At 63.3% G+C, this 25630-nt stretch carries 27 protein-coding genes and 2 tRNA genes; 11 read left to right on the top strand and 18 right to left on the bottom strand.

Translation table 11 applies throughout. The annotated features are described in order from the left end of the window. Nucleotides 1-23 precede the first annotated feature (23 nt). From BACI348_RS01130 to BACI348_RS01120, 3 genes are read right to left on the bottom strand one after another with little or no spacing between them, the layout of a single operon-like run. Nucleotides 24-665 carry an anthranilate synthase component II gene (locus BACI348_RS01130; RefSeq protein WP_159823572.1) on the bottom strand — a complete coding sequence of 214 codons (642 nt, stop codon included), beginning with the start codon at nucleotides 663-665 and terminating at the stop codon, nucleotides 24-26. After that, nucleotides 662-832, bottom strand: coding sequence for a hypothetical protein (locus BACI348_RS01125; RefSeq protein WP_201298345.1), 171 nt, complete (start codon nucleotides 830-832; stop codon nucleotides 662-664). The genes BACI348_RS01130 and BACI348_RS01125 overlap by 4 nt, the downstream gene beginning before the upstream one ends. Nucleotides 833-834: 2 nt before the next feature. Beyond that, nucleotides 835-1623 carry a class E sortase gene (locus BACI348_RS01120; protein ID WP_159823571.1) on the bottom strand — a complete coding sequence of 263 codons (789 nt, stop codon included), beginning with the start codon at nucleotides 1621-1623 and terminating at the stop codon, nucleotides 835-837. Between the two features lie 173 nt (nucleotides 1624-1796). Here BACI348_RS01120 and BACI348_RS01115 point away from each other — a divergent pair, with 173 nt between their 5' ends. Together BACI348_RS01115 and BACI348_RS01110 are read left to right on the top strand one after the other, a co-directional pair. Next, nucleotides 1797-2048 carry a cell division protein CrgA gene (locus BACI348_RS01115; protein WP_159823570.1) on the top strand — a complete coding sequence of 84 codons (252 nt, stop codon included), beginning with the start codon at nucleotides 1797-1799 and terminating at the stop codon, nucleotides 2046-2048. A 12-nt stretch (nucleotides 2049-2060) separates the two neighbouring features. Beyond that, entirely contained in the window at nucleotides 2061-2672 is a 612-nt protein-coding gene (locus tag BACI348_RS01110; RefSeq protein WP_159823569.1) for a DNA-3-methyladenine glycosylase I, read from the top strand. Nucleotides 2673-2858: 186 nt separating this feature from the next. On the opposite strand, the gene BACI348_RS01105 is transcribed toward BACI348_RS01110, so the two are convergent. The 3 genes from BACI348_RS01105 to BACI348_RS01095 form a co-directional block, all read right to left on the bottom strand. After that, complete coding sequence (locus tag BACI348_RS01105) at nucleotides 2859-3326, bottom strand: carboxymuconolactone decarboxylase family protein (protein ID WP_159823568.1); 468 nt, start codon at nucleotides 3324-3326, stop codon at nucleotides 2859-2861. A gap of 591 nt (nucleotides 3327-3917) precedes the next feature. Then, the gene (locus tag BACI348_RS01100) at nucleotides 3918-4796 is read right to left on the bottom strand and encodes a rhomboid family intramembrane serine protease (RefSeq protein WP_159823567.1); all 879 of its coding nucleotides are present in this window, start codon (nucleotides 4794-4796) and stop codon (nucleotides 3918-3920) included. A 9-nt stretch (nucleotides 4797-4805) separates the two neighbouring features. Continuing rightward, complete coding sequence (locus BACI348_RS01095) at nucleotides 4806-5351, bottom strand: peptidylprolyl isomerase (RefSeq protein WP_159823566.1); 546 nt, start codon at nucleotides 5349-5351, stop codon at nucleotides 4806-4808. A gap of 154 nt (nucleotides 5352-5505) precedes the next feature. Here BACI348_RS01095 and BACI348_RS01090 point away from each other — a divergent pair, with 154 nt between their 5' ends. Continuing rightward, nucleotides 5506-6465: a hypothetical protein gene (locus BACI348_RS01090; RefSeq protein WP_159823565.1), complete on the top strand. Its 960-nt coding sequence runs from the start codon at nucleotides 5506-5508 to the stop codon at nucleotides 6463-6465. A 124-nt stretch (nucleotides 6466-6589) separates the two neighbouring features. Next, nucleotides 6590-7465, top strand: a complete 876-nt coding sequence (locus tag BACI348_RS01085) for a glycosyltransferase family 2 protein (RefSeq protein WP_159823564.1) — start codon at nucleotides 6590-6592, stop codon at nucleotides 7463-7465. Between the two features lie 16 nt (nucleotides 7466-7481). Here BACI348_RS01085 and BACI348_RS01080 read toward each other — a convergent pair whose 3' ends face one another. The 12 genes from BACI348_RS01080 to dnaA all read right to left on the bottom strand — a co-directional run bounded on the left by BACI348_RS01080 (nucleotide 7482) and on the right by dnaA (nucleotide 20765). Continuing rightward, a complete protein-coding gene (locus BACI348_RS01080) occupies nucleotides 7482-8432 on the bottom strand; it encodes a DMT family transporter (protein ID WP_159823563.1) in 951 nt (316 codons plus the stop codon). 84 nt (nucleotides 8433-8516) lie between these two features. Continuing rightward, nucleotides 8517-8592, bottom strand: a tRNA-Ala gene (locus BACI348_RS01075). Between the two features lie 72 nt (nucleotides 8593-8664). After that, nucleotides 8665-8781: a DLW-39 family protein gene (locus BACI348_RS20545; protein WP_236557331.1), complete on the bottom strand. Its 117-nt coding sequence runs from the start codon at nucleotides 8779-8781 to the stop codon at nucleotides 8665-8667. A 68-nt stretch (nucleotides 8782-8849) separates the two neighbouring features. Continuing rightward, nucleotides 8850-8923, bottom strand: a tRNA-Ile gene (locus BACI348_RS01070). Between the two features lie 97 nt (nucleotides 8924-9020). Further along, complete coding sequence (locus BACI348_RS01065) at nucleotides 9021-9692, bottom strand: DUF3566 domain-containing protein (protein WP_159823562.1); 672 nt, start codon at nucleotides 9690-9692, stop codon at nucleotides 9021-9023. After that, complete coding sequence (gyrA, locus tag BACI348_RS01060; protein ID WP_159823561.1) at nucleotides 9685-12363, bottom strand: DNA gyrase subunit A; 2679 nt, start codon at nucleotides 12361-12363, stop codon at nucleotides 9685-9687. Before gyrA ends, BACI348_RS01065 begins: the two co-directional genes overlap by 8 nt. A 58-nt stretch (nucleotides 12364-12421) precedes the next feature. After that, on the bottom strand, nucleotides 12422-14494 hold the full coding sequence (gyrB, locus tag BACI348_RS01055; RefSeq protein ID WP_159823560.1) for a DNA topoisomerase (ATP-hydrolyzing) subunit B: 2073 nt from the start codon (nucleotides 14492-14494) through the stop codon (nucleotides 12422-12424). 380 nt (nucleotides 14495-14874) lie between these two features. Continuing rightward, nucleotides 14875-15432 carry a DciA family protein gene (locus tag BACI348_RS01050; RefSeq protein WP_159823559.1) on the bottom strand — a complete coding sequence of 186 codons (558 nt, stop codon included), beginning with the start codon at nucleotides 15430-15432 and terminating at the stop codon, nucleotides 14875-14877. Further along, nucleotides 15425-16627 carry a DNA replication/repair protein RecF gene (gene recF / locus BACI348_RS01045; protein ID WP_159823558.1) on the bottom strand — a complete coding sequence of 401 codons (1203 nt, stop codon included), beginning with the start codon at nucleotides 16625-16627 and terminating at the stop codon, nucleotides 15425-15427. The genes BACI348_RS01050 and recF overlap by 8 nt, the downstream gene beginning before the upstream one ends. A gap of 45 nt (nucleotides 16628-16672) precedes the next feature. Continuing rightward, nucleotides 16673-17557: a phosphogluconate dehydrogenase (NAD(+)-dependent, decarboxylating) gene (gene gnd, locus BACI348_RS01040; protein WP_159823557.1), complete on the bottom strand. Its 885-nt coding sequence runs from the start codon at nucleotides 17555-17557 to the stop codon at nucleotides 16673-16675. Between the two features lie 123 nt (nucleotides 17558-17680). Further along, entirely contained in the window at nucleotides 17681-18805 is a 1125-nt protein-coding gene (dnaN, locus tag BACI348_RS01035; protein ID WP_159823556.1) for a DNA polymerase III subunit beta, read from the bottom strand. Nucleotides 18806-19343: 538 nt separating this feature from the next. Then, complete coding sequence (gene dnaA / locus BACI348_RS01030) at nucleotides 19344-20765, bottom strand: chromosomal replication initiator protein DnaA (protein ID WP_091419371.1); 1422 nt, start codon at nucleotides 20763-20765, stop codon at nucleotides 19344-19346. A 468-nt stretch (nucleotides 20766-21233) separates the two neighbouring features. Between dnaA and rpmH the strand changes: the two genes are divergently transcribed. From rpmH to BACI348_RS00995, 7 genes are all read left to right on the top strand, one after another. Beyond that, nucleotides 21234-21371, top strand: a complete 138-nt coding sequence (gene rpmH, locus BACI348_RS01025) for a 50S ribosomal protein L34 (RefSeq protein ID WP_003800212.1) — start codon at nucleotides 21234-21236, stop codon at nucleotides 21369-21371. 40 nt (nucleotides 21372-21411) lie between these two features. Then, entirely contained in the window at nucleotides 21412-21819 is a 408-nt protein-coding gene (gene rnpA, locus BACI348_RS01020; RefSeq protein WP_159823555.1) for a ribonuclease P protein component, read from the top strand. Continuing rightward, nucleotides 21812-22204 (top strand): membrane protein insertion efficiency factor YidD, encoded by a 393-nt coding sequence (gene yidD / locus BACI348_RS01015; protein ID WP_159823554.1) that lies wholly within the window; start codon nucleotides 21812-21814, stop codon nucleotides 22202-22204. Before rnpA ends, yidD begins: the two co-directional genes overlap by 8 nt. Nucleotides 22205-22219: 15 nt before the next feature. Beyond that, nucleotides 22220-23197 (top strand): membrane protein insertase YidC, encoded by a 978-nt coding sequence (yidC, locus tag BACI348_RS01010; protein WP_159823553.1) that lies wholly within the window; start codon nucleotides 22220-22222, stop codon nucleotides 23195-23197. Next, a complete protein-coding gene (locus tag BACI348_RS01005; RefSeq protein ID WP_159823552.1) occupies nucleotides 23197-23763 on the top strand; it encodes a Jag family protein in 567 nt (188 codons plus the stop codon). Before yidC ends, BACI348_RS01005 begins: the two co-directional genes overlap by 1 nt. Nucleotides 23764-23784: 21 nt before the next feature. Next, complete coding sequence (gene rsmG / locus BACI348_RS01000; protein WP_159823551.1) at nucleotides 23785-24435, top strand: 16S rRNA (guanine(527)-N(7))-methyltransferase RsmG; 651 nt, start codon at nucleotides 23785-23787, stop codon at nucleotides 24433-24435. A gap of 88 nt (nucleotides 24436-24523) precedes the next feature. After that, the gene (locus tag BACI348_RS00995) at nucleotides 24524-25591 is read left to right on the top strand and encodes a ParA family protein (protein WP_328699895.1); all 1068 of its coding nucleotides are present in this window, start codon (nucleotides 24524-24526) and stop codon (nucleotides 25589-25591) included. Nucleotides 25592-25630 lie beyond the last annotated feature (39 nt).

Genomic DNA, 25630 nt, shown 5'->3' with positions numbered 1-25630 from the left:
TTTTCGTTAAATGCTGTGTGGATTCAGTGCTGGATGAGCGGGCTCAGCTTCGCGGCCCGGGCGGCCGCACCCTTCATGCCAAGGGACTCAAGCCAGTTGCCGAGCATCTGGTAGCCGCCCTCGGTGAGGACGGATTCGGGGTGGAACTGCACGCCGCACAGGGGAGCGCTGCGGTGCTGCAGACCCATCACCACTCCTGATGCGGTCTCAGCCGTAACTTCCAGGACGTCCGGCAACGTGTCCCGCACAGCCGCCAGGGAATGGTACCGGGTGGCGGTGACGGGGGAGGGGAGCCCGGAAAAGACGCTGGTGCCAATGTGCTCCACCAGTGACGTCTTGCCGTGCATCAGTTCGGGCGCGTGGGTCACCTTGCCGCCGAATGCCTCCGCCAGCGCCTGGTGCCCCAGGCACACGCCGAACATAGGCAGGCTGTTCTCGCCGCACCATTTGATCAATTCGATGCACACGCCGGCCTCCGCCGGGTTGCCGGGCCCGGGCGAGATGAGGACGCCGTCGCGGGTGCCGGCCAGCTCGATGGCCTCGGCGAGGGTGACGTCGTCGTTGCGGACCACAGTGGTCTCGGCACCGAGTTCCTGGAGGTAGCCCACCAGGGTGTAGACGAAACTGTCGTAGTTATCCACCACGAGGATTTTGGTTGTGGTCATGGCTGGTCTGCGGAACCAATCGTTGAGTCGGTGAATTGGGTGAAGTGGGACATCCAGGGAAAAAGGAACTGAACCATCAATACCAGTGCAATGGCGATCAGCACCAGCGAGAAGACGATCCGCAGCCAGAGCGGCCCGGGAAGGTGGCGGAAGATCCAGGCGTACATGCTCAGCCCCTTCCGGTCGCTGCGGCCATCTGGGCTGCAATTTCCGTCGGAGGTCCGGCCGCTGCGGGCCGCCAGCTGTCCAGCAGTGCATAGGCAATAATGCGTTCTTCGGCGCCGAAGCGGGGGTTGCAGCTGGTCATGGTGAGGAAGCTTTCGGTGGGGGTGACGCCCGGCTGGGTGGGCACCGGCTCCAGGACGTCGGTGCGCGAGGGCATCACGATCTGGTTGTTGCGGAAGACATAGATGTAGAAGCCCTCCTTCGTCTGCACATAGATCTTGTCCCCGGGCACCAGCGTGTGGATGTTGTCCAGCACCGCGCCGTGCGTCTGCCGGTGGCCGGCAACGGCGAAGTTCCCCACCGCGCCGGGCATGGCAGTATTGCTGTAGTGGCCGAGGCCCAGGGTATCCAGGACGTCCTGACTGGTCCCTTGGACGATGGGCCGGGTGTAGGTATCGCCGAACCGGGGAATGTACATAATGCCGATGGTGCCGGCATGGCCGGGCGCGGTTCCCACCACCGGCGGGCCAAAGTCTGCAGGGGCGGCCGGTGCTGCGGTAGTTTCCGGCCCGGCAGGTGCCGGGGTGCCAAGGCCCTGGGCGAACTCCTTGATGACCTCGGTCTGCTTGGCGTCGGACTCGACGTTGGTCCACCACAGCTGCCAGGCGACGAAGAGCAGCAGGACCACCCCTGCGGTGATGAGCAGCTCACCCAATACCTGGATGGTTCCGCGCAGAAAGACGGCGCCGGTACGCGGCGCAGCGCGGGGCCTCGCCTTCTCCTGCACTACCACGCGTTCTCCTCGGGCGGTTGCGACGGGCACTGGTGCCCCATGAACTACGACTAGAATTGGCTGCTAGTAAGAATCCAGATTTGACCAAGATCGCGCAGACCGCTGGCAACTTCCTTCTTGCAGGATATCAAGCCCGGAACGCCGAGCTTGCCTCAGCCCGCCAAGGAGAGCCAGTGCCCGAGTCAAAGCCTCGCAAGAAGACCGCCAGCACCACCCGGCAGGCTTCGTCGCAGACGTACAAGCCCAACCCGGTGTGGTTCAAGCCGGTCATGTTTGGCCTGATGATCATCGGCCTGCTCTGGATCATCACCTTCTACATCAGCGAAGGCCGCCTGCCCGTCCAGGCATGGGAATCATGGAACATCGTGGCAGGCTTCGGCATCGCGATCGTCGGGTTCCTCATGACCACCCGGTGGCGTTCATAACCGGAGGTGTCCATGGCGCCTGACAGCGGCGCAGTAGTGGGCGACGACGGCTTGGCCCGACCCCTGTGGGCTTCCGTTGATCCGCTCCTGCGCGAGTACTACGACACCGAGTGGGGACTGCCCGTCACCGATGAGCAGGGGCTGTACGAGCGCATCTGCCTCGAAGGTTTCCAGGCCGGCCTGTCCTGGGCCACCATCCTCCGGAAGCGCCCGGCCTTCCGTGCTGCCTTCGCCGGCTTCAACCCCGATGCGGTGGCTCTGTTCACCGAAGCCGATGTGGAGCGGCTCATGCAGGACCCGGGAATTGTGCGTAACCGGTTGAAGATCCGCTCCGCCATCACCAATGCCCGCGCCACCCTCGAACTCCGGCAGGACGGTGGACTGGTGGACTTCGTGTGGCAGTTCAAGCCCGCTGAAACGCCACGCCCGGCATTCCATGCCGAAATCCCCACGCAGTCTCCTGAATCCGTCGCCCTGTCCAAGGCGCTGCGGAAGAAGGGATTCTCCTTCGTGGGGCCAACCACCATGTTCGCCCTGATGGAAGCCGTTGGCATGGTGGACACCCACCTGCTGGACAGCCACCGCCGCGGATCTTCGGGCATCTGGCCCGCTCCAGGCCTTTAGCGCTGCCCTTTTCCCCAACTGTTGGGAAAGTTATCCACAGTGTTGAAAACTTTGTGGCATCTGTCAGTCGGCAGGGTCGTGGGGCGCCCTGCTGCCCCGAAGTGCCAATTCGGCCAACCTGATGCGGTTATTAACATGTGTGGAAGACCTGTGGATAAACCGGGTCCTTGGTCCAAGCCAAAGGCTCTACCGGTCCTTGGTGACCGGGTGGTGGCTGATGATTGATACCCGGTTGAATGCGTTCATGGTGATGACCAGCCAGCTCACTGCCGAGAATTCCTCCTCCGAGAGGTGCTCGCGGGCGTAAGCCTCCTCCTGCCCCTGCACGCTGTGCCCAGGCAGGTCTGTAATGCTTTCGGCCAACGCGAGTGCGGCCCGTTCCTTCTCCGTAAAAAGCGCTGTCTCGCGCCAGGCCGGCAGCACGGCCAGCCGCTGCACGGTTTCGCCTGCCTCCATCGCTTCCCTGACGTGCAGGTCCAGGCAAAATGCGCAGCCGTTGAGCTGCGAGACGCGTACCCGCAGGAGCTCCACGGTCTTTTCATCCAGACCGGCCGCCTCCGCGGCCTCCCGGACCTTGAGCCCAAGGCCATTGAGGGCGCGCCAGAGCGTGGGATGCTGCTTGTCGAGGTAGATGTGCTGAGTGGTGGCGCTCAATGGATTCTCCTGGTCGAAACACAACGGGGGGAAAAACTGGCAGACGGGCGCACCCGGCCAAGCAGCAGGCGGCCGTCCGTTGCCCCCAGCTTTGCACACCCGCGCTGTTGATCTTTTCCACTTACCAACACTGCAATACCCACAAGTTATCCACAGCTGTGGAAAGGCTGGGGGAAATCCAGCGGCCGGCAGCCGTCTGGCGGTGCGATGCAGGCATATCTTCCGGCGGGAACTACATGGCTGTCAGTTATTAACACTGTGCACAACCCTGTTGAAAGCAACCGGAGGAGCCGCCTCCACGGGCCTCGATGAGCCTGTTCCCCAGCCTTTATCCACAAATACGCAGGTTGCGCCTGATTTGTCCACTTAAGCACAGCGCTATCCCCAAGAGTTATCCACAGGTGTGGATTGCGGACACGCCTCTACGGAAAATCCCTGCCAGTAGGCGGGAAAGCCACCTTTCCCACGCGAACTACAAGCATGTAAGTTACCAACACTGTGGATAACTCCTGTGGATAAAGAAGGCCCCGACATCCGTGGATGTCGGGGCCTTGCTCATGAAGAGTGTTGAGAGGGTCGGGGCGTTCGGTTCTAGAGCGAGATCCTGATCCAGCTCGCGGCAAGCAAAAGGGCACACACGGCCACGAGGCCTGCTGCCTGGATGAGGCCCTGCCGTGGGCCGCGGGGAGTGTAGGCAAGGACCGCCGCGCAGAGCGCGCCGGTCACCAGCCCGCCAAGGTGTGCCTGCCAGGCGATCTGCGGGATCAGGAAACCGATCACGCCGTTAATGGCAATCAGTACCCAGAGCTGGCGGGTGTCGCCGCCGCGGTGCCGCTGGACCAAAAGCATGGCGCCGAAGAGCCCGAAGATGGCCCCGGACGCACCGACCACCCCCACCAGTCCCTGCCCGGGCACCAGTACCGGGTTCAGGAGCAGGTATCCAACCGACCCGCCAACGGCGGAGATCAGGTACAGCGCCAGGAAGCGGACCCGCCCCAGGAGCGGCTCGAGGGCCTGGCCGAAAATCCACAGCGTGTACATGTTAAGGGCAATGTGCAGGACCGAATCCGGCGAGTGCAGGAAAGCGGCGGTCAGCATCCGCCAGGGCTCGAAGGCCCCGTACGCAGGAGTGGCGAACACATTGTTGTACGCGAACTGTTCATACACAGCCTGGCCGGGAATTATCCACTGCAGCACGTACATCACCAAACACACGGCGATGATTCCGTACGTCACCAATGGTTTGCCGGATGCGGCGGCGCCGCCGTAGACAGTCCGTACCTCCGGCGTCGTACGCCGGGTTTCGTTGACGCAGTCAACGCATTGGAATCCGACGGCGGCCGCCCGCTGGCAGTCGGGGCACGCGGGGCGCCCGCACCGCTGGCAGCGCACATAGGATGGCCGGTCCGGATGCCGGGGGCACACCGGGACCTGCGCGGACGGCTCAGCCGACGGAATTCCGTAACTCATCGAAAGGAATTACAGCTGTTCGATGTCGATGCTGTTGATGGTGACGTCCTCCACGGGGCGGTCACCCATCCCGGTGCGGACACCCTCGATGGCGTCGACGACCTTCTTGGATTCGTCGTCCGCAACCTCACCGAAAATGCTGTGCTTGCCCTGCAGCCAGTCGGTGGGGATGGTGGTGATGAAGAACTGTGACCCGTTGGTGCCCTTGCCCATCTGGATTCCGGCGTTGGCCATGGCCAGCTTGTACGGCTGGTTGAAGCTGAGCTCGGGGTGGATTTCGTCGTCGAAGCGGTAGCCCGGTCCGCCCGTGCCGCGGCCCAGGGGATCGCCGGCCTGGATCATGAAATCCTTGATGATGCGGTGGAAGATGGTGCCGTTGTACAGCGGCGTACCGGTCTTGTCCTCGCCCGTTTCCGGGTGGGTCCAGGCCTGTTCGCCCGTGGCGAGGCCAACGAAGTTCTTGACCGTCTTGGGCGCGTGGTTGCCGAAGAGGTTCACGACGATGTCGCCGAGGCTTGTGTGGATGGTTGCTTTTGCGGTTGCGATGGCAGTCATAGGCCTTATTCTTTCACGCCACCATGAGGTGGGAATGGCTGCGGGGGCAGTTCCGCGCTGGGTGAAATCGGCCTAAAATCCGCAGAGAGAATAGCCGGTGAACATCTAGCCACGTAGGCTAACCACAGACCGTCACATTAATCGGGAGGTAGTTGTGAAGAAGTCGGACCGTATTGCCCGTGACCTTGAGCAGCAAGTCACCAGCGCTGTGGAGAATGCCCGGGACTGGGCCGCCCCCCGTGTGGAAGCGGCCGTTGACTGGGCCGTTCCCCGTCTCCAGCACAGCCTGGATACCGCGTCTCCCAAGATCCAGGAGGGCCTGAAAACAGCCGCCCACAACCTGGCCGACGGCGTTGCCACCGTAACGCCGCGCATCCAGGATGGTTTGGCGCACCTCGCCCCGAAGATTAACGAGGCCGTGGAGGGCGCTTCGCCCAAACTGCATGAGGCACTGGACAAGGCCACCCCGGTCATCCTCAACGCCCGCGACCGGGTAGTGGTGGAGTACCTGCCCCGCCTGTCGGACCAGATCGGACACGCTTCCGAGGCCGTGCACCGCACCCTTGAGAGCACGCCGGCCCACGTTGACGCTGTGGCCCAGAAGCTGGGTGACGTGGGAATCATCCACGCCATCCAGGAGCAGGCCCAGGCAACCGGCACGCAGCTGAAGGCCGCCGCCACCGAGGCCGGCCGCACTGTGGGGATCCAGCTTGCCGAGCCGGAGAAGCCCAAGAAGCGCGGCTGGCTGGTTTTCGGTGTCATCGCGGCAGCCGTCGCCGCCGGTGTGGCGGCCTGGAAGGCTTCAAAGCCGGTCGAGGATCCCTGGAAGACCCCCTCGCCGGTCACGCCGACTCCCGCACCGGTTCCCGCCACCACGGTGAATGAGGTTCCCGAGGCCACCGCCGCGCCCGTGGCTGACGAGGCTTCCTCCGCAGCGGATGCGGTCAAGGAAACAGCGGATGATTCCGCAGACAAGGCTAAGCACGTGGCTGAGGACGCTGCCGGCGCCAGCGACCCGGTGGCCACCGACGCCAAGACCGCTACCAAAAACATCGCGGCCAACATCGGCAACGGGGACAAGACCGCTGTGGACAAGGACGCCACCCAGTCCTAGCATTCCTGCGTTTGGTGAGGGGCTCCGCTCCGGTGACACGTTCACTGGAGCGGGGCCCTTTATTCATCTCCGCCTGCCGCCGCGCCCCGGGGGCGGCCAGCTGATCGGTGCTAGATTTGAACTGATGTCAGCCGACCAATCCTCTGGGGATGCCTTGTACCACGCAGCAGACCAACTCCGCGTGTCCATCGTCATCCCGGCATACAACGAGGAGAGCGTCATCCGGCAGTGTCTCATAGCTGCCATCTACCAGTCGGTGCCCGCCCATGAAATCATCGTGGTGGACAACCTGTCCAAGGACCGGACCGCCAACATCGTCCGCCAGATGCAGCTTGAGTATCCGGAAAGTCCCATCATCCTGCTGAGCCAGGACCGGGAACAAGGGCTGATCCCCACCCGCAATTTCGGCCTGGACCACGCCACCGGTGACATCCTGGGCCGCATCGACGCGGACTCGGTGGTGGAACCGGACTGGGTGGAGCAGGTACGGCAGGCCTTCCATGACGCGTCGGTCCAGGCCGCCACCGGCCCGGTGGTCTACTACGACATGCCCATGCGCCGCTTCGGCCTCAAGGCGGACGACAAAATGCGCCAGCTCATGCTGAAGCTGGCCAAACACCAGTACCACTTCCTGTTCGGCTCCAACATGGCACTGCGCGCCTCCGCCTGGCAGATCATCCGCTCGGAGACGTGCCGGGACGAAAAGGACGAAATGCATGAGGACATCGATCTGTCCCTGCACCTGGCCGACCACGACCTGAAGATCAACTACTGCCCGCAGATGGTGTCCGGCATGTCCGCGCGCCGCCTGGAGGATTCCCCCCGGGACTACCGCTACTACGTCACCCGGTTCGACCGCACATACAAGGCGCACAACGTCAAGAAGATGGCCCTGAAGGCACCCATGGTGGTCTTCTTCTCGGTGTATTTCCCGGCCAAACTCCTGCGGGCCATCCACACCGTTAATACAGCGCAGCCTGCCCGCCGCGGCGGCCAGTAGCCCCGCCTACCCGGGGTCAGTCAGTCCCGAGTTCCGCCAACGGGCGGTCCGGGGGTCCGTCCTGATCCGGTGTTCCTGATGTGTTTCCCCGCCTCCCGGCCCTTCCGGGCTTTTGGCCAAGGACGACGACGGCCAGTCCCACCAGAATCAGGCCCAGCCCGGCGTACGTACCGGCAGGGAGGGTTTCGTTCAGGAACACCGCTGCCAGGAGGGCCGCGCCGGGGATTTCCAGCAGGATGATCATGGACACGAGCAACGGGCTCATCGTGGCGAGCAGATGGTTGAACGCGGTATGTCCCACCAGCTGCGCGCACACGGTGATCGCCAGGATGCCCAGCCAGCCGCCCGCCTCGAAGCCCACCAGCGGCTGTCCGCCCACTAACGCCATCACGGCCACGAGGGCAGCGCACATCCCGTAGCAGAGCGTGGTGTAAGTCCCTGTGGTCATGCTCTGCCGGGCCTTGCCGCCCGCCAATGTGTACAGTCCGGCAAGGGCGCCGCCGGCCACCGCCAGCAGGTCACCCAGGAGGGCGTCCGGGGACGATCCCATGTCGAAGCCGGTAATCGCCACCACCCCGCCAAAGGCGATGCCCAGGCCGGCGAGGACCTGCCATCGGTGCCTGGTTCCTCGGAAGAGCTGGAACACGGCGATCCACGCCGACTGCAGGCACACCAGCGCCGTGGCGGCCGCAACGGACGTCAGCTGCAGGGACGTGATGAAGCAGGCAAAGTGCAGGGCAAGTGCGACGGCGGCCAGCACCGACCAGCGGAACTCCCGTTGGGTTACCCTGCCGAACTGCGCTGGCCCGCGGACGAGTACAGGGGTGGCCATCACGGCAGCACCGATGGCGTTGCGCCAGAACGCGATCGCCAGTGCGCTGACGCTGGTTGCGCCCAGCGTGGCGGCGATCAAGGGGCCGGAGGAGGCAACACCCAGCACACCAAGGGCTGCAATGAAAAAGGCCACCATCCATCCCTCCACGTCAGGACAAACAAAAGTTCGGGACAAACAAAAGTCCCGGCCAGCGTTTCGCTGACCGGGACTTTCCTATGGTGGAGGCACGGGGACTCGAACCCCGAACCCCCTGCTTGCAAAGCAGGTGCGCTACCAATTGCGCCATGCCCCCATAAGAAGCAACCCGTCCATCATACCCTAGAACCTTGGGGCTGCTGACCAGCTCCAGGACCGGGCATCCGGGCTAGTCAACCGAATCGGTGGACTTGCTCCAGACTGTTTTCCGGGCTTCGGATTCCTGTGCTTTCCGGTAGACCAGGACGCCTGCGATTGCGGCTGCCAGTACAAGCAACTTCTTCACATGCTCCCCGTTCCGGTCCGGCCGCACTGATGCGAACCAAACCTCCACCTGAACCTGCACAGGTTCCGTGGGCGTACCAGGACTTGAACCTGGGACCTCTTCGTTATCAGCGAAGCGCTCTAACCGCCTGAGCTATACGCCCCGATACCTCATCGGGCCGAGACATGACTTTACAGCACATCCCGGCCCGATCTCAAATCGGGCGCTTTCACCGGTATCCGGCCGGTGAAAGCAAGGGCCTAATCGTCGGTGAGGGTGACGCCGATGCCACCCACCAGGGTGGCGGCAATGTTGTACAGCACAGCGGAGAGCATGGAGAGCGCAGTCAGCAGAACCACGTTCACCACAGCGATGATGGTGGCGAAGGAGGCCACCTGGCCGAGCGAGGCAACCTTCTTCAGTTCGAAGCCGCCGCCTTCGGAGCCGGCAAGGGTGCCCAGCAGGCTGTCCACCTGATCGAAGATCCCGGTGAGGTCAAGGACGGTCCACAGGACGATGGCCGCAACCACCGTCACGATGCCAAGTGCCACGGACAGCAGGAACGCCATCTTCAGGACGGACCACGGGTCCACCTTGCTGACCAGAAGCCGGGCACGGCGGACCTTGGCCTTGGGCGCCGGCTTGACCAGCCCGGGACCGCCCTGGACCGGGCGCTGGCCAGGCTGTCCCGGACGCTGGCCGGGGACCGACGGGCCCGCGGCCGTGCGCGGCGCGGCTTGTCCCGACGTCGGCCGTTCACTCTGGAGGGGACGCTGGCCCGGAACTGCCGGGCGCTGCTGCCCTGGAGCTGCTGCAGGCGCAGCAGGCCGCTGCGGCGGACGAACAGGAGCGTTCACGCGGGGTGCGGCCGCGGGCCGGCTTCCCTCGGGAACAGAAGTGTTCGGCTTGGGAAATGAGTCAGGATTACTCACTCGTTACCTCCGTGTTGTCTTCGTTCGGCTCAGCGTCGCCCGAGGCGTCCTCTGACTCAACGGCCGGTGATTCTTCTGCCAGTGCTGACTCTGCGGATTCCTCCACGGAACCGCCATCTTCAGCCAACGTTACGTCATCAGCCAGCGATTCCTCGCCCTCAAGGCCGCGTTCGCTGTTGCGTGCCACCTCGATAATCCGGTCATTTTTGTCCGGCTTGGCGAAGATGACACCCATGGTGTCGCGGCCCTTGGCGGGGACACCGGCCACCGAGGACCGGACCACCTTGCCGCCCTCCATGACCACCAGCACCTCGTCCTCTTCCTGGACGATGAGTGCTCCCACCAAATCACCGCGTTCTTCGGCGAGCTTGGCCACCTTGATGCCCAGGCCGCCGCGGCCCTGCAGCCGGTATTCCTCAACTGCCGTGCGCTTGGCGTAGCCGCCCTCGGTGACGATGAACACGAAGGAGCCGTCAGTCACCACGTTGGCTGCCAGCAGTTCGTCGTCCTCACGGAACTTCATGCCGGTGACGCCGGAAGTTGCCCGGCCCATGGGGCGGAGGGCCTCCTCGGTGGCGGTGAAACGGATGGACTGCCCCTTCCGGGACACCAGGAGCAGGTCGTCGGTCTCGGAGACCAGCTGCGCGGACACCAGTTCGTCCTCGTCACGGAGGTTGATGGCGATCACGCCGGCGGAACGGTTCGTGTCATAGTCCTCCAGCCGCGTCTTCTTGACCAGGCCACGCTTGGTGGCGAGGACCAGGTACGGCGCCTGCTGGTAGTCCTTCAGGTCCAGGACCTGGGCGATGTGCTCGTCCGGCTGGAACGCCATCAGGTTGGCCACGTGCTGGCCCTTGGCGTCACGGCCGGCTTCCATCAGCTCGTAGGCCTTGGCACGGTAGACGCGGCCAAGGTTGGTGAAGAACAGCAGCCAGTGGTGGGTGGTGGTCACAAAGAAGTGCTCCACCACGTCGTCGCCGCGCAGCTGGGCACCTTTGATGCCCTTGCCGCCGCGCTGCTGGGAACGGTAGTTGTCGCTCCGGGTCCGCTTGACGTAGCCGCCGCGGGTGATGGTGACCACCATCTCCTCTTCGGGGATGAGGTCCTCCATGGACATGTCGCCGTCGAAGCCCATCAGGATCTTCGTGCGGCGGTCGTCACCGTGCTTGTCCACGATCTCGCCCAGCTCGGTGCTGATGATTTCGCGCTGGCGCTGCTCGGAGGCAAGGATTTCGTTGTACTCGGCGATCAGGGCTTCGAGCTCTGAGTGCCGGTCCTGGATCTTCTGGCGTTCCAGGGCTGCGAGGCGGCGCAGCTGCATGTCCAGAATGGCCCGGGCCTGCAGTTCGTCGATGTCCAGCAGTTCCATCAGGCCGTCGCGTGCCGCTTCGGTGGTGTTGGACGCGCGGATCAGGGCGATGACCTCGTCCAGCATGTCCAGAGCCTTCAGCAGCGCCCGCAGGATGTGGGCTTCTTCCTCGGCCTTGCGCAGCCGGTACCGGGTACGGCGGGCAATAACGTCCATCTGGTGGGTGACCCAGTGCCGGATGAAGGCGTCCAGGCTCAGGGTGCGGGGCACCCCGTCCACGATGGCCAGCATGTTGGCGGAGAAGTTGCTCTGCAGTTCGGTGTGCTTGTAGAGGTTGTTCAGCACCACCTTGGCCACGGCATCGCGCTTCAGTACGATGACCAGCCGCTGGCCGGTGCGGCCCGAGGTTTCGTCGCGGAGGTCTGCGATGCCCTGGATCTTGCCGTCCTTGACCAGTTCGGCGATCTTGATGGCCAGGTTGTCCGGGTTGGCCTGGTACGGCAGTTCGGTGACCACGAGGCAGGTACGGCCCTGCAGTTCCTCCACGTTCACCACGGCGCGCATGGTGACGGAGCCGCGGCCGGTCCGGTAGGCGTCCTCGATGCCCTTGTGGCCCAGGATGGTGGCACCGGTGGGGAAATCGGGGCCCTTGACCCGGCGCAGGAGCTCTTCGAGCAGCTCCTCGCGGGTGGCGGTGGGGTTGGCCAGGTACCACTGCACGCCGTCGGCCACTTCGCGGAGGTTGTGCGGCGGGATGTTGGTGGCCATGCCCACGGCAATGCCGGAGGATCCGTTGACCAGCAGGTTGGGGAACCGGGCCGGCAGGATGGTGGGTTCCTGGTTCTTGCCGTCGTAGTTGTCCTGGAAGTCGACGGTTTCCTCGTCGATGTCCCGGACCATTTCCATGGCGAGGGGGGCCATTTTGGTTTCGGTGTAACGGGGAGCCGCAGCGCCGTCGTTGCCCGGAGAACCGAAGTTGCCCTGGCCCAGGGCCAGCGGGTAGCGCATGGTCCAGTCCTGGATCAGGCGGACCAGGGCGTCGTAGATCGCGGTGTCGCCGTGGGGGTGGTACTGGCCCATGACCTCGCCCACCACGCGGGCGCACTTGTTGAAGGAACGCTCGGGGCGGTAGCCGCCGTCGAACATCGCGTACAGCACGCGGCGGTGCACGGGCTTGAGGCCGTCGCGGACGTCCGGGAGGGCACGGCCCACGATGACGGCCATGGCGTAATCCAGGTAGGACCGCTGCATTTCGGTCTGCAGGTCCACCTGCTCCACGCGGTCAACCAGCACGTCGCCTTCAAGAACGGTGTCCGGGTTCCCGGCTTCGGGGGCCGGGTTCCCGGGTGTTTCGTCGCTCATTTTCTATTTCCGTTTCAGGTATATGTCGGTTCTGGAATATCTTCGGGGTCTTAAAGGCCTAGATATCCAGGAACCTGACGTCCTTGGCGTTCTGCTGAATGAAGTTGCGGCGTGATTCCACGTCCTCGCCCATCAGGACCGAGAAGATCTGGTCCGCAGCCAGTGCGTCATCCATGGTGACCTGCAGCAACGTACGGTTGTCCGGGTCCATGGTGGTGTCCCACAGTTCCGTGTAGTCCATTTCGCCAAGGCCCTTGTAGCGCTGGATACCGTTGTCCTTGGGGATGCGGCGTCCTGCTGCCTGGCCGGCGAGGAGCTTGGCGTCGCGTTCCTTGTCGCTGTATACGTAGTCGTGGGCGGCGTTGGACCACTTGATCCGGTACAGCGGCGGCTGGGCCAGGTAGACGTAGCCGTTTTCGATCAGCGGGCGCATGTAGCGGAACAGCAGCGTCATCAGCAGGGTGGTGATGTGCTGGCCGTCCACATCGGCATCGGCCATCAGGACGATCTTGTGGTACCGGAGCTTGGAGAGGTCGAAGTCCTCACCGATGCCCGTGCCGAAGGCCGTGATCATGGACTGGACTTCGGCGTTGCCCAGGGCCTTGTCCAGCCGGGCACGCTCCACGTTCAGGATCTTGCCGCGGAGGGGAAGGATGGCCTGGGTCTCGGGATTGCGGCCGCGCTTGGCCGAACCGCCTGCCGAGTCGCCCTCCACAATGTAGACCTCGCACTTCTCCGGGTTCTTGGAGGAGCAGTCGGACAGCTTGCCCGGCATGCCGAAGGATTCCAGCGGGCTCTTGCGGCGGGCATTGTCCCTGGCCTTGCGTGCGGCCATGCGGGCCTGCGCGGCAGAGATCGCCTTGCGGATGACGTCACGGGCGGGGCCGGGGTTGCGTTCCAGCCAGTCGCCCAGGCCGTCAGTGACAACGCGCTGGACGAAGCCCTTGACCTCGGAGTTGCCCAGCTTGGTTTTGGTCTGGCCCTCGAACTGCGGCTCGGCAAGCTTCACGGAAATGACGGCGGTGAGGCCCTCACGGATATCGTCACCGGTGAGGTTGTCATCCTTTTCCTTGATGATGCCCTTCTCGCGCGCGTAGCGGTTGATCAGGGACGTCATGGCAGCGCGGAAACCCTCTTCGTGGGTGCCGCCCTCATGGGTGTTGATGGTGTTGGCGTAGGTGTGGACGCTTTCGGAGTAGGCGTTGGTCCACTGCATCGCCATTTCCAGGGCGATCTTGCGCTCCTGGTCCTCGGTTTCGAAGGCGATGACGTCCTCGTGGACAACGTCCACCTTCTTGCCGGAGTTCAGGTGCTTGACGTAGTCCAACAAGCCCTCGTTGTACTGGTACACCACGGTGCGGTGCTCAGCGCTGACTTCGCCTTCGGTGACCACGCCGTCCAGGTCGAGGTCCGCCTCGGCTTCGGGATCGCTGGCGGAAGAACGCTCATCCGTCAGGGTGATGCGCAGGCCCTTGTTGAGGAATGCCATCTGCTGGAAGCGGGCGCGCAGGGTCTCGAAATCGAACTCGGTGGTTTCGAAGATGGCCGGATCCGGGTAGAACGTCTGGGTGGTTCCGGTCCGGTCCGTCTCTTCGCCCTTCACCAGGCTGCCCTGCGGTTTGCCGCCATCGGCGAAGGACATCCGCCAGACGTGGCCCTGCCGCCGGACCTCGGTATCCACCCTGCTCGAGAGGGCGTTGACAACGGAGATACCAACGCCGTGCAGACCGCCCGACACCGCATACCCGCCGCCGCCGAACTTGCCGCCGGCATGCAGGATGGTCATTACCACTTCAACCGTGGGCTTGTGTTCAGTGGGGTGCATGTCCACCGGGATTCCGCGGCCGTCGTCCACGACCTTCACGCCGCCGTCAGCCTGCAGGACTACTTCGATGTGGGTGCAATAGCCGGCCAGGGCCTCATCAACGGAGTTGTCCACCACTTCATAGACCAGGTGGTGGAGTCCGCGGGGTCCGGTGGAGCCGATGTACATACCGGGACGCTTCCGGACGGCTTCCAGGCCTTCAAGTACGGTGATGTCGCTGGCGCCGTACTCCCGCGGGGTGTCAGGCGTGCGGGCATCCTCGACTGCGGGTTCAACTGCCAGAATATCTGTATTGTCGTTAGCCACAGGCGCTGTCGACTCCTCTGTTCTCGATGATGGCCGGCCGAAAAGCTCTTCCAGGCATGGAAAAACCATCCGCCAACAGGCACAAACTTATGGCGCCGGCTACTAGCTGATGGTGGGATCTGTTCTCCGCGTGCTGGGAGCATACGGAGAACGGACTCAGTCAACGTTTCACCGGCGCCCAGTTATCTATAACGATTCTACCGTGAAAGACCCCGGATTCCCGCATTCCAGGGGCGTGGATGGCGGGCAAGGTGCCTGCTGCAAGCCACACACTGCGCCTTGGGCGCTCCGAAACTCCGGCCTGCGGGTGCCTATACACCCTTGGGCCCTTCCAGGGCGCTACACGCCCATCAGGGGATTTTCAAGAGTCCGGCGTCCGGCTAACCGTAGGTGTCCCGGGGTCCGCGCCCGTTGACGGTCCGTCCGCCCTTGCGCCAGCTCGGTGCTGTGGGTCCCAAAACCTGGATGCTGGTGACCACGCCGTCACCCAGCTCCACCCGGAATTTCTCGAGCAGGCTGATGCTGAGGAGCCGGAGCTGGGTGGCCCAGGCCGTTGAATCACACCTGACGTGCAGCGTGGTGTCCGTGAAGCTTTCGGGGGTGCAGTGTGCTGAGATTTCCGGGCCCACCAGGGCGGCCCATTCGGCCATGACTGAGCCAACCGCAACCGGTGAGGTCCAGCCCCGTTCGGCTACCAGGCGGCCCACTACTTTCCCCAGACCAAGGGGATCGCGGCCGGTGGCATGGAACTGGCTGAAACCGCGGGTATCCCTGATGCCGCGCTTGGCCTTAGCGGAACCTGGGCGCACCGCCGCCCTGCGGATCTCGCCGCGGGCGGCGGCGGCTTCGCGCATTCTGTTCAGGGCTGCCTGGGGTGCATCGATGTTGTCGGGGTCGCGGCCGGGCTGCCGTCCGGCGTCGTTCTCGTCCCTACTCATCAATTCCTCCCGCGATGACCTTCACCCGCCGGCCGGACAGCTCTTCCGGGATATCGGCGTCGACGGCGGCGGTCACCAGGACCTGTTCCGCGCCCGAGACTATTGCCGCCAGTTTACGCCTGCGCTGCACGTCCAGCTCGGCAAAAACGTCATCCAGGATCAGGATGGGCGCCGAACCGCCGGTGCGGGCGTCGTCCAGCATCACGTAGTACGAAGCGAGCCGCAGGGCCAGGCACATGGACCACGTTTCACCATGGGAGGCGTATCCCTTGGCCGGCGCCCGGCCCAGGACCAGGTCCAGTTCATCGCGGTGCGGGCCCACCAGGGAAATGCCGCGCTCGAGTTCCCTCCGCCGCGCCTCAGCGAACGCGCGCACGTAGCGCTCCGTCAGCTGCTCAACGGTGAGCTGGCTCAGGTCCTCGGCCTCGGCTGAAGTACCTCCGATGTCACCGCCTGCAGTGCGCAAGTCCGGGGCGCCGTCGTCGTCCATCTGGTTCTGGAGGGTGGAACGGTACACGGCGTCAGCCGGCTTGGAGGTGTCCGTGAGCCCGGCGTACGCGCTGGCAAGGTGCGGACGGAGGCGTTCCACCAGCTCAAGCCGGGCGTGCAGCAGCTCGGCGCCGGCTTTGGCCATGTGCTGGTCCCACACATCCAGCGTTGCTTCATGCGCTGACGTGAACTTGCCGGCACGGGCGGACTTCAGCAGCGCGTTGCGCTGTTTCAGAACTCGGTCGTAATCGCTGCGGGTGGCGGCATGGTGCGGGATGAGGCTGGCGAGGAGTTCATCCAGGAAGCGGCGGCGGTTGGAGGGATCCCCCTTCACCAGGGCCAGGTCCTCCGGCGCGAACAGCACCGTCTGGCAGATGCCCAGCAGGTCGCGGGCGCGGACCGGATTGCTGCGGTTGATCCGGCCGCGGTTGGCCCGGCCGGCATTGATTTCCAGTTCGAGCACCGTGATCTGGCCGCCGCGGACCAGCCGGGCGCGGACCAGGGCGCGCTCGGTGCCGAACCGCAGGAGCGGGGCGTCGGAACTGACGCGGTGGGAGCTGAGCGTGGCCAGGTACCCGATGGCCTCCATCAGGTTGGTTTTGCCGATGCCGTTGTACCCCACCAGGACGGTGACGCCTGGTCCCAGGGCAAGGTCGACCTGGGCGTAGCTGCGGAAGTCAGTGAGGGACAGGTGTTCTATGTACACGCGGTTTTCGGCAATTCTGGGGACCTCGCGGGTCCCCGCTGGCTGCTACTTGGCAGGACGGGTTGCGTGCCCGCCGAACTGGTGGCGCAGGGCGGACACCATCTTCATTGCCGGGGAACTGTCTTCCCGGGATTCGAAGCGGGCGAACAGCGCAGCCGTGATGGCCGGGGCGGGAATGGCGTTGGCGATGGCCTCCTCCACGGTCCACCGGCCCTCGCCGGAATCCTCGACGTAGTCATCGATGTTCTGCAGTCCAGGGTCCTCATCCAATGCTTTGACCGCGAGGTCCAGCAGCCAGGACCGGACCACGGTGCCTTTTTGCCACGCACGGAAGGTACCGGGGAGGTCGTTGATGATGTCCTTGGACGCGAGCAGTTGGTAGCCCTCGGCGTACGCCTGCATCAGGCCGTACTCGATGCCGTTGTGCACCATCTTGGCGTAGTGGCCGGCACCGATGCCGCCCACATGGACGAAGCTGTCCGCGCGTTCGCCTTCGGGGCGGAGGGCGTCAAAGACCGGAAGTGCGCGCTCAATGTCCGCGGCGTCACCGCCAGCCATCAGGCCGTAGCCGTTCTGCAACCCCCACACGCCACCGGACACACCGCAGTCTGCGAAGTGGATGCCCTTGGCGGCCAGGACTTCACCGTGCTTCTGGTCCTCGGTGAACCGGGAGTTGCCGCCGTCAATCACCAGGTCACCCTCGGTGAGTTTTTCGCCCAGTTCCGTGATGACGGCGTCGGTGATGTCACCGGCGGGTACCATCACCCAGATGAGCCGCGGCGCGGGGACGGCTGCGAGGAGTTCATCGATGGAGCCGGCGTCCGTGACGTCAGGGTTGCGGTCATAACCGGTGACCTCGACGCCGCCCTTGCGCAGCCGTTCGCGCATGTTGAATCCCATTTTGCCAAGGCCGATCAGTCCAATGTGCATAGTGGAACCTCTTTCTGCATTGGTGTCGGTTGTCGTTTGAAGCCCAGAACGACAACAGCTGTCTGGGCCCACGCCGCCAGGGTTCCCTGGCCGAACTTGCGAGGCGAGGGTGGCCGGTGGGGATTAGTTGGGGAGGCGGACCGGCATCACAAGGTAGCGGTAGTCATCCTGGTCTTCGCCGTCCGCGTCTGCCTGGGCCGTGATCATTGCCGGCTTGGGTGCGGTGGTGAAAGAGAACCGGACGAATTTGGTTTCGATGACGCTCAGGCCCTCCACGAGGTAGTGCGGGTTGAAGGCCACGGTGATGTCGTCGCCGGAAAGCTGGGCTTCCAGTTCCTCCGAAGCCTGGGCGTCCTCGCCGGTGCCGGCATCCAGGTTCAACAGGCCCTGGGTGAAGGCCAGGCGGACCGGGGTGTTGCGTTCTGCCACCAAAGACACGCGGCGGACCGCTTCCACGAGTTCCTGGGTCTGCACGGTGGCGTGGATGGGGGTGGAATCCGGGAAGAGCGAGCGGATCTTTGGGTAGTCGCCATCCACCAGCAAGGATGTGGTGGTGCGGCCGCCGCTTTCAAACCCGATCAGCCGGCTGTCATCGTCCGAGAGGGCGAGCTGGATGTCTCCGCTGTTGCCCAGGGTTTTGGCTACTTCGTTCAAAGTTTTGGCCTTGACCAGCGCGCTGGTGGAGATGCCGGGAGTGACCGGCTTCCACGGCACCTCACGCATGGCGAGGCGGTAGCGGTCGGTGGCGAGAAGGGTGATCAGGTCGTCCTCGATCTCCATGCGTACACCGGTGAGGATGGGCAGGGTGTCGTCCTTGCTTGCGGCAATGATCACCTGGGAAACGGCTTGCGCAAACGAGTCACCCGGGACTGTTCCGCTGACAGTGGGCAGGGAAGGAAGGGGCGGGTATTCCGCTTCGGGCATGGTGGCCAGGTGGAAACTGCTTCGGCGGCACGTGAGTGTGACCTTGTTGCCGTCCGTTTCGACGTCGACCGGGGCCGACGGCAGGCTGCGGCAAATGTCTGCCAGAAGGCGGCCGGAAACCAGGATGGTGCCCTCGTCCCGGACGTCGGCGGCGATTTCCAGGCGCGCGGAGGTTTCGTAGTCGAAGCTCGAGAGGCTGACTGTGCCTGCTTCAGCTTTAAGGAGGAGGCCGGAAAGGACTGGTACGGGCGGCCGCGGAGACAACGAGCGGGCTGTCCAGGTGACGGCTTCTGCCAGGACGTCCCGATCGACTCTGAACTTCACGGAAGGGTGCCGCCTTTCATTGCTGCTGCGTTGGTGTTCTACGAAACTTCCGGCAGGAAGCTCCACGGGAGTTGTCCCACGCCGGTGAACCTGCATGGTCCATGCTGCCTGAACCACGCACAAACCCAAGGATGGGAGCGCTGCTGACAGCTTAGCCGGAAGATCCGCGATTAACCCATCCCCCCTTTGCACCGCAGGCCCCTGTGGGGCCGGCGGCGCCTCCGTGTGGTCCGGGCGAATCGATCTTGTTATTTGAGGGACTTCAAATTTTTGGGATTAGTAGTGTTAATAACTGCTGTGGAAACTGTGGATAACTGCCTCCGGCCGCGCGATCCGGCGGTTAAGCCCTGTTCATGGGCTGTGGGTGGAGCAGGTTTTAAACAGGGTGTGGATGGGGATAAGAATTTTGCCGGTTTTCGCGATCCACAGGAGGGTTAAGGGTTTTAAGCCCATTAACCGCGGTTGTCCCCTTAACTATCCACAGGCTTATCCACATGCACCTGTTAATAAGGTATAGAGTGCACGGCGCGTTGTGGATTCAGGAATCGCGCTGCTGCTGCTTGATCCGGTTGGTCAGCTCGGTCACCTGGTTGTAGATCACACGACGCTCGGCCATCAGTTCACGGATCTTCCGGTCTGCGTGGATCACCGTGGTGTGGTCGCGGCCGCCGAGTTCCTGGCCGATCTTGGGAAGTGACATGTCCGTCAGTTCCCGGCACAGGTACATGGCGATCTGGCGTGCGGTGACCAGCGTCCTGGTGCGGGACTTGCTGCAGAGCTCTTCCATGCTGAGCTTGAAGTACTCGGCGGTCTGCTGCAGGATCTGGCTGGAGGTGATCTCCTGCGCGCCGTCGTCGGTGATGAGGTCCTTGAGCACCATCTCGGCCAGGGCCACGTCCACGGGTTGCCGGTTGAGGCTGGCGAACGCGGTAACCCTGATCAGGGCACCCTCAAGTTCGCGGATGTTGCTGGAAATCTTGGACGCGATGTACTCGAGGGCGTCATCCGGAGCGGAAAGACCTTCGCTGAGGGCCTTCTTGCGGAGGATGGCGATACGCGTTTCCAGTTCCGGCGGCTGGATGTCCGTCAGCAGGCCCCACTCGAAGCGGGATTTCATCCGGTCTTCGAACCCGGCGAGCAGCTTGGGCGGCTGGTCCGAGGTAATGACCACCTGCTTGTTGTTGTTGTGCAGCGAGTTGAACGTGTGGAAGAACTCCTCCAGCGTCCGGTCCTTCCCGGCCAGGAACTGGATGTCATCGATCAGCAGGACGTCCACGTTGCGGTAGGTGGTCTTGAAGCTGGCGCCTTCATCGTCACGGATGGAGTTGATGAAGTCGTTGGTGAATTCTTCCGAATTGACGTACCGGACCCTGATCCCGCTGTAGAGCCGCCGGGCGTAGTGCCCGATCGCGTGCAGGAGGTGGGTCTTTCCCAGTCCCGAGTCGCCGTAGATGAAGAGCGGGTTGTACGCCTTGGCCGGCGCTTCCGCCACGGCAACGGCCGCAGCGTGGGCGAACCGGTTTGAGGAACCGATCACAAAGGTATCGAAGACGTACTTGGGGTTCAGCCGGCCGAACTCGTGCGAGGTGCTGGGCAGCATGGGCTGCGGCTTCTGCTCGATCAGCTGGTCCGGAGAGAAGGAAGGTTCGACGACGGGTTCGGGCTCTTCGTGGATGGGCACCAGGTCTGTGTCCACGTCGATGGCACAGCGGATGTCCTCGGAGAAGACACTGTGCAGCGCATCATCCAGCGCGTCCTTGACCTGGGTCTGCAGCACTTCCCGGGTGAGCTCGTTGGGTACTGCCACCAGAAGGGTGGAACCGATCAGGCCCTGGGCCTGGGCGAGGATGACAAAGCCACGCTGGCGCGGTGAAACGCGGTGGTCCTGTTCCAGCAGGCTGACAACGCGGCGCCAGGAACTTCCGACAGTATTGGCGTGGTTGGCTTCGTCTACTGTCATCAATGGGTTCCCTCAAAACTTGCTTTGCCTGCATTGTCTGCAGCCGCAAGCACGGAACCACGGTTGGGTTCAGCTTCATCCACAGGGTTATGCACAGCAGGTGGATAATCGGCTACTGGGCCACTCTAGGGGATGAAAAGCCTAGAAGATAGCTGGCAAGTAGCTTGTGGATAATTACACGGTTGTGGTTCTGAAACGGGGCCTGTGAGCCACTTCATCCACAGGCTTGGCAGGCAGGTTTGCCACAGCTGGGGATAGCGCCGGTGGGCTGCTCCGGTTTGACTGGGGGCACCGAATTGCCCTAACGTTGTGAAGTCCTTTGTGTCCGCTTTTTGGCCCCATCTGAATCTCTCAGACGCAGTGCGTGTGAGCAGCCGGGGGAAGCGTGCATATACAAAACTTAGCGTCGGCCAGTTCTTCCCCATACTGATCGGGTGGGCGCACCTTTGATCCACTGGAGTAACTAACGTGAGCAAGCGGACTTTTCAGCCGAATAACCGCCGTCGAGCCAAGAAGCACGGCTTCCGCCTTCGTATGCGTACCCGTGCCGGCCGCGCCATCCTGGCAGCCCGTCGTGGCAAGGGCCGTACCGAGCTGTCGGCGTAAATAACTGACTTGTCGGTAGACATTTCTTTGCGAGTTTAAGGTGCTGGCCACCCGCAACCGTTTGAGGACTGCATCCGATTTTTCAACAACTGTACGTTCCGGTGTCCGCAATGGACGCCGGAACGTAGTGTTATATGCGGCAGCTATTGCTGCCGACGAACCCAGCCGGATCGGGTTCATTGTTTCCAAAGGTGTAGGGAACGCTGTGGTCAGGAACCTCGTTAAGAGGAGACTGAGGGAAGCCGGTGCTGCCTCGCTGCGCGAGTACGGTACCGGGTTTGCCATAGTGGTCAGGGCGCTTCCTGCGTCCGCGTCCGCCAGCTGGGACCAGTTGCTGTCGGATTACAACGCTGCACTGGAGACAACAATGGCCCGGCTGGCCGGCCGCCCCCGGGCTGCCGCCAACGGTTCGGCCGGCACAACACAGGAGGGGACACCGCGTGCGTAACGCTACCGCCGTCGTCGCCCATCTTCATCCTGTTGTGGCCGCGGTGGCGCTGTTCCTCTGGAACCTGCCCCGCAATATCCTCATTCTTCTGCTGAAGGCCTACCGCAAGGTGGTTTCTCCCTTGTACGGCCAGGTCTGCAGGTTTTTCCCTTCATGCTCGGCTTATGCCCTTGAAGCGATTACCGTCCATGGCGCCGTCAAGGGGAGCTGGCTCGCTGTCCGCCGCCTTGGCCGCTGCCACCCATGGAATGCCGGCGGCGTGGACCACGTCCCCGCCGGCCACCGGGAATGGCCCGCCAGCCGGACCCCCACAATTGTTGTGCTGAACAACCCGGACAAGTACCTGGCTGCTCGGACTGATGGAGAAGGCCGCACCGCGGCCTGACGAATAGGGATAAGTATGGACTTCTTTGAAACAATCATGTTTCCGTTCAAGTGGCTTGTGTCCGTCATCATGGTGGGCTTCCATGAGGGCTTGAGTGCGATCGGCCTGCCCGAAGCGTCGGGCTGGACCTGGACGCTGTCCATCATCGGCCTGGTGCTGGTGATCCGTGCGGCCCTGATTCCCGTGTTCGTCAAGCAGATCAAGGCGCAGCGCGGAATGCAGCTGCTCCAGCCGGACCTGAAGAAGCTGCAGGACAAGTACAAGGGCAAGACCGACCAGCTGTCCCGCCAGGCCATGGCGCAGGAACAGATGGCCATGTACAAGAAGCACGGGACCAACCCGTTCTCGGCCTGCCTGCCCATGCTGATCCAGATGCCGTTCTTCTTCGCCCTGTTCCAGGTGCTGTCCGGTATCAGCTCCGCCAAGACCCAGGGCAAAGGCATCGGTGCCATGAGCCAGGAGCAGGTGGTGCAGTTTGACGAGTCGAGCATCTTCGGCGCTCCGCTGTCCGCCTCGCTGCTGCACGGCGGAGGTGGCGGCAACCAGGTTGCTGTGTGGATCCTTTCGATTGTGATGATCCTTGCTATGACCGCCTCGCAGTTCATTACGCAGAAGCAGATCATGGCCAAGAACATGTCTGAAGAAGCCATGGCCAGCCCCTTTATGCGCCAGCAGAAGATGATGCTCTACATCCTGCCCATCGTCTTCGGCGTGGGCGGCATCAACTTCCCCATCGGTGTCCTCATCTACTGGACCACCACCAACCTCTGGACCATGGGCCAGCAGTTCTTTGTCATCCGGCGCATGCCGACGCCGGGATCCCCCGCAGCGAAGGCCCTCGCCGAGCGCCGGGCCGCCAAGGGTCTTCCGGCCCTTTCGATCCTGACTGGTAAGAAGGACGATGACGCGGACGCAGCTGCCGCTGCTGCTGCCGTGGCGCAGGCAAAAGGACAGCGCACTCAGCCCCAACGCAAGAACAGGAAGAAGAAGTAATGTCAGCCGAGAGTACCGAACAGGCCCTTTCTGAAGAGATTATCGACGATAAGGACCAGTCCGCAGACCAGGACGGATCCTCGCCCAAGGCCTCCTCAGCCAGCCGTCTGGAGGAGGAAGGCGACGTCGCAGCGGACTACCTTGAGGAGCTGCTGGATATTGCAGATATCGATGGAGACATCGACATCGAGGTCCGCAACGGGCGCACCTACATCTCCATTGTCACGGAGGAGGAATCGGACAGCCTGGACAGCCTGGTGGGTGAGGACGGCGAAGTCCTCGAAGCCCTGCAGGAACTGACCCGCCTCTCCGTGCTGTCCGCCACCGAAAACCGGTCGCGGCTGGTGCTGGACATCAACGGGTACCGGAAGGAACGCACCGGCCACCTGCAGAAGATCGCCGAGGATGCGGCGGCCGCCGTGAAGGAGTCGGGTGAGGCCGTGGCGCTGGAACCGATGAGTGCTTACGAACGCAAGATCGTTCACGACGCCGTTGCCGACTTGGGCCTGGTGAGCGAGTCCGAGGGCGAAGGCGCCGGACGCCACATCGTTGTATCCGCGGACTAGAGAATTGCTGATTCGCTAATCATGGTTGACATCACGGCAGCTGAGCTTCTGGCAGCTGAGAAGATTTTCGGTGACCGCCTGGACCTCGCTAAGCGTTATGTGGAGCACCTTGCCACGTCGGGAACCGAGCGTGGGCTGATCGGCCCCCGCGAGATCCCGCGGCTCTGGAGCCGGCATGTGCTGAACTGCGCCGTCATCGAAAGTGAGATTGCCCAGGGAAGCCATGTTGCCGACGTCGGAAGCGGCGCCGGACTCCCGGGCCTATGCCTGGCGATTGCGCGTCCGGACCTGGAGCTCACCCTGATCGAGCCGCTGGAACGCCGGGTGATCTGGCTCCAGGAAGTGGTGGACGATCTCGGGCTGGACAACGTCACCGTGATGCGCACCCGTGCCGAGCTGGCAGTGGGGCATGTGGACGCGGACGTTGTGACCGCACGGGCCGTATCCGCCTTGAGCAACCTCGCCGGCCTCACCATCCCACTGCTTGCGGGCAAGGGTGAAGTGGTGGCCATCAAGGGCCGCAGCGCGGCTGAGGAAATCGAGAAGGCCGCGAAGGCCATCCGGAAGCTGGGCGGAGTTGAAACGTCGGTCGTAACGGTCGGCGACAACCTGCTGGAAGAGCCCACTACCGTTGTACGCATCGTTGTAAACAAGTCCCAAAAGAAGCCCTAGTGTTGGCCCGGCGGCCGCAGTCTGCCGGGGTAACCGGTTAGGCTAGTCAACGGCAGCAAAATAGCTGAACGAGAGTGAGTGTGCCCCAGTGACCAGTAGCGAAGCCTCCACACAACGGATACCCCCGTTTGTGTCTCTGGGGTCAGCACGTTCTTTCGCTGGGACTGCCTCGGGCACCTCCGGGATACTGGCAAATCAACCCGGTGCGGTAGGAAGCTCGTCTCCTGTGTTTGTTTCACGTGAAACAACCACCTCAGGTAGGGGGAACATCATCGACGCTATTGATGACTCCAGTCCCATCGCCCGCGAGTTGGCGCATGAGACCCGCAGGCGGGAACGGCTGGTGGGCCGCCAGCTCCCGCGGCCGGAGAAGACCCGCGTCTTCACAGTGTCCAACCAAAAGGGCGGCGTCGGAAAGACGACCACCACCGTGAACATTGCCGCTGCGCTTGCAGCTGCCGGTCTCAACGTCCTGGTGATCGACATCGACCCCCAGGGCAACGCGTCCACGGCCTTGGGCATCGAGCATCACGCTGACGTGGACAGCATCTACGACGTCCTGATCAACGACGTTCCCTTGGCCGATGTTGTGGCCCAGTGCCCGGATATCGGGAACCTGATCTGCGCGCCGGCCACTATCCACCTTGCCGGCGCGGAAATTGAACTCGTGTCCTTGGTAGCGCGTGAGCAGCGGCTCCGCCGCGCCATCGACGTCTATGCGAAAGTCCGTGAGAAAAACGGCGAGCAGCGTCTGGACTACATCTTCATCGACTGCCCGCCCAGCCTTGGCCTCCTGACGGTCAACGCATTCTGTGCAGCCAACGAGGTCCTCATCCCCATCCAGTGTGAGTACTACGCATTGGAGGGCCTGAGCCAACTGCTGAAGAACATCGAGATGATCCAGAAGCATCTCAACGCTGAGCTGGTGGTATCCACCATCCTGCTCACCATGTACGACGGCCGCACCAACCTTGCCGCGCAGGTAGCCGCCGAGGTCCGTCAGCACTTCCCGGATCAGGTCCTATCCGCGGTGGTCCCCCGTTCGGTCCGGATCTCGGAGGCGCCGAGCTACCAGCAGACGGTGATGACCTACGACCCCTCATCCAGTGGTGCCCTGTCCTACCTGGAAGCCGCTGCTGAAATAGCAGAACGCTAGAATCTTCAAAAATTGCAATAACTGGAGCCCGGGAAGTCC

The sequence above is a fragment of the Arthrobacter sp. 9AX genome (genome assembly GCF_902506095.1).
Classification (GTDB): Bacteria; Actinomycetota; Actinomycetes; order Actinomycetales; family Micrococcaceae; genus Arthrobacter.
This window is presented reverse-complemented; position numbering and strand designations above follow the sequence as displayed.

Excerpts from the sequence above, each read along its gene's own strand:
- BACI348_RS01125 (WP_201298345.1), bottom strand. The coding sequence starts at position 832 with ATGTACGCCTGGATCTTCCGCCACCTTCCCGGGCCGCTCTGGCTGCGG.
- BACI348_RS01050 (WP_159823559.1), bottom strand. The coding sequence starts at position 15,432 with ATGAGTAGGGACGAGAACGACGCCGGACGGCAGCCCGGCCGCGACCCC.
- rsmG (WP_159823551.1), top strand. The coding sequence starts at position 23,785 with ATGGTTGACATCACGGCAGCTGAGCTTCTGGCAGCTGAGAAGATTTTC.
- yidC (WP_159823553.1), top strand. The coding sequence starts at position 22,220 with ATGGACTTCTTTGAAACAATCATGTTTCCGTTCAAGTGGCTTGTGTCC.
- gnd (WP_159823557.1), bottom strand. The coding sequence starts at position 17,557 with ATGCACATTGGACTGATCGGCCTTGGCAAAATGGGATTCAACATGCGC.
- BACI348_RS01085 (WP_159823564.1), top strand. The coding sequence starts at position 6,590 with ATGTCAGCCGACCAATCCTCTGGGGATGCCTTGTACCACGCAGCAGAC.
- BACI348_RS01100 (WP_159823567.1), bottom strand. The coding sequence starts at position 4,796 with ATGAGTTACGGAATTCCGTCGGCTGAGCCGTCCGCGCAGGTCCCGGTG.
- BACI348_RS01110 (WP_159823569.1), top strand. The coding sequence starts at position 2,061 with ATGGCGCCTGACAGCGGCGCAGTAGTGGGCGACGACGGCTTGGCCCGA.
- dnaA (WP_091419371.1), bottom strand. The coding sequence starts at position 20,765 with ATGACAGTAGACGAAGCCAACCACGCCAATACTGTCGGAAGTTCCTGG.
- BACI348_RS01130 (WP_159823572.1), bottom strand. The coding sequence starts at position 665 with ATGACCACAACCAAAATCCTCGTGGTGGATAACTACGACAGTTTCGTC.
- BACI348_RS01005 (WP_159823552.1), top strand. The coding sequence starts at position 23,197 with ATGTCAGCCGAGAGTACCGAACAGGCCCTTTCTGAAGAGATTATCGAC.
- BACI348_RS01095 (WP_159823566.1), bottom strand. The coding sequence starts at position 5,351 with ATGACTGCCATCGCAACCGCAAAAGCAACCATCCACACAAGCCTCGGC.
- gyrA (WP_159823561.1), bottom strand. The coding sequence starts at position 12,363 with ATGAGCGACGAAACACCCGGGAACCCGGCCCCCGAAGCCGGGAACCCG.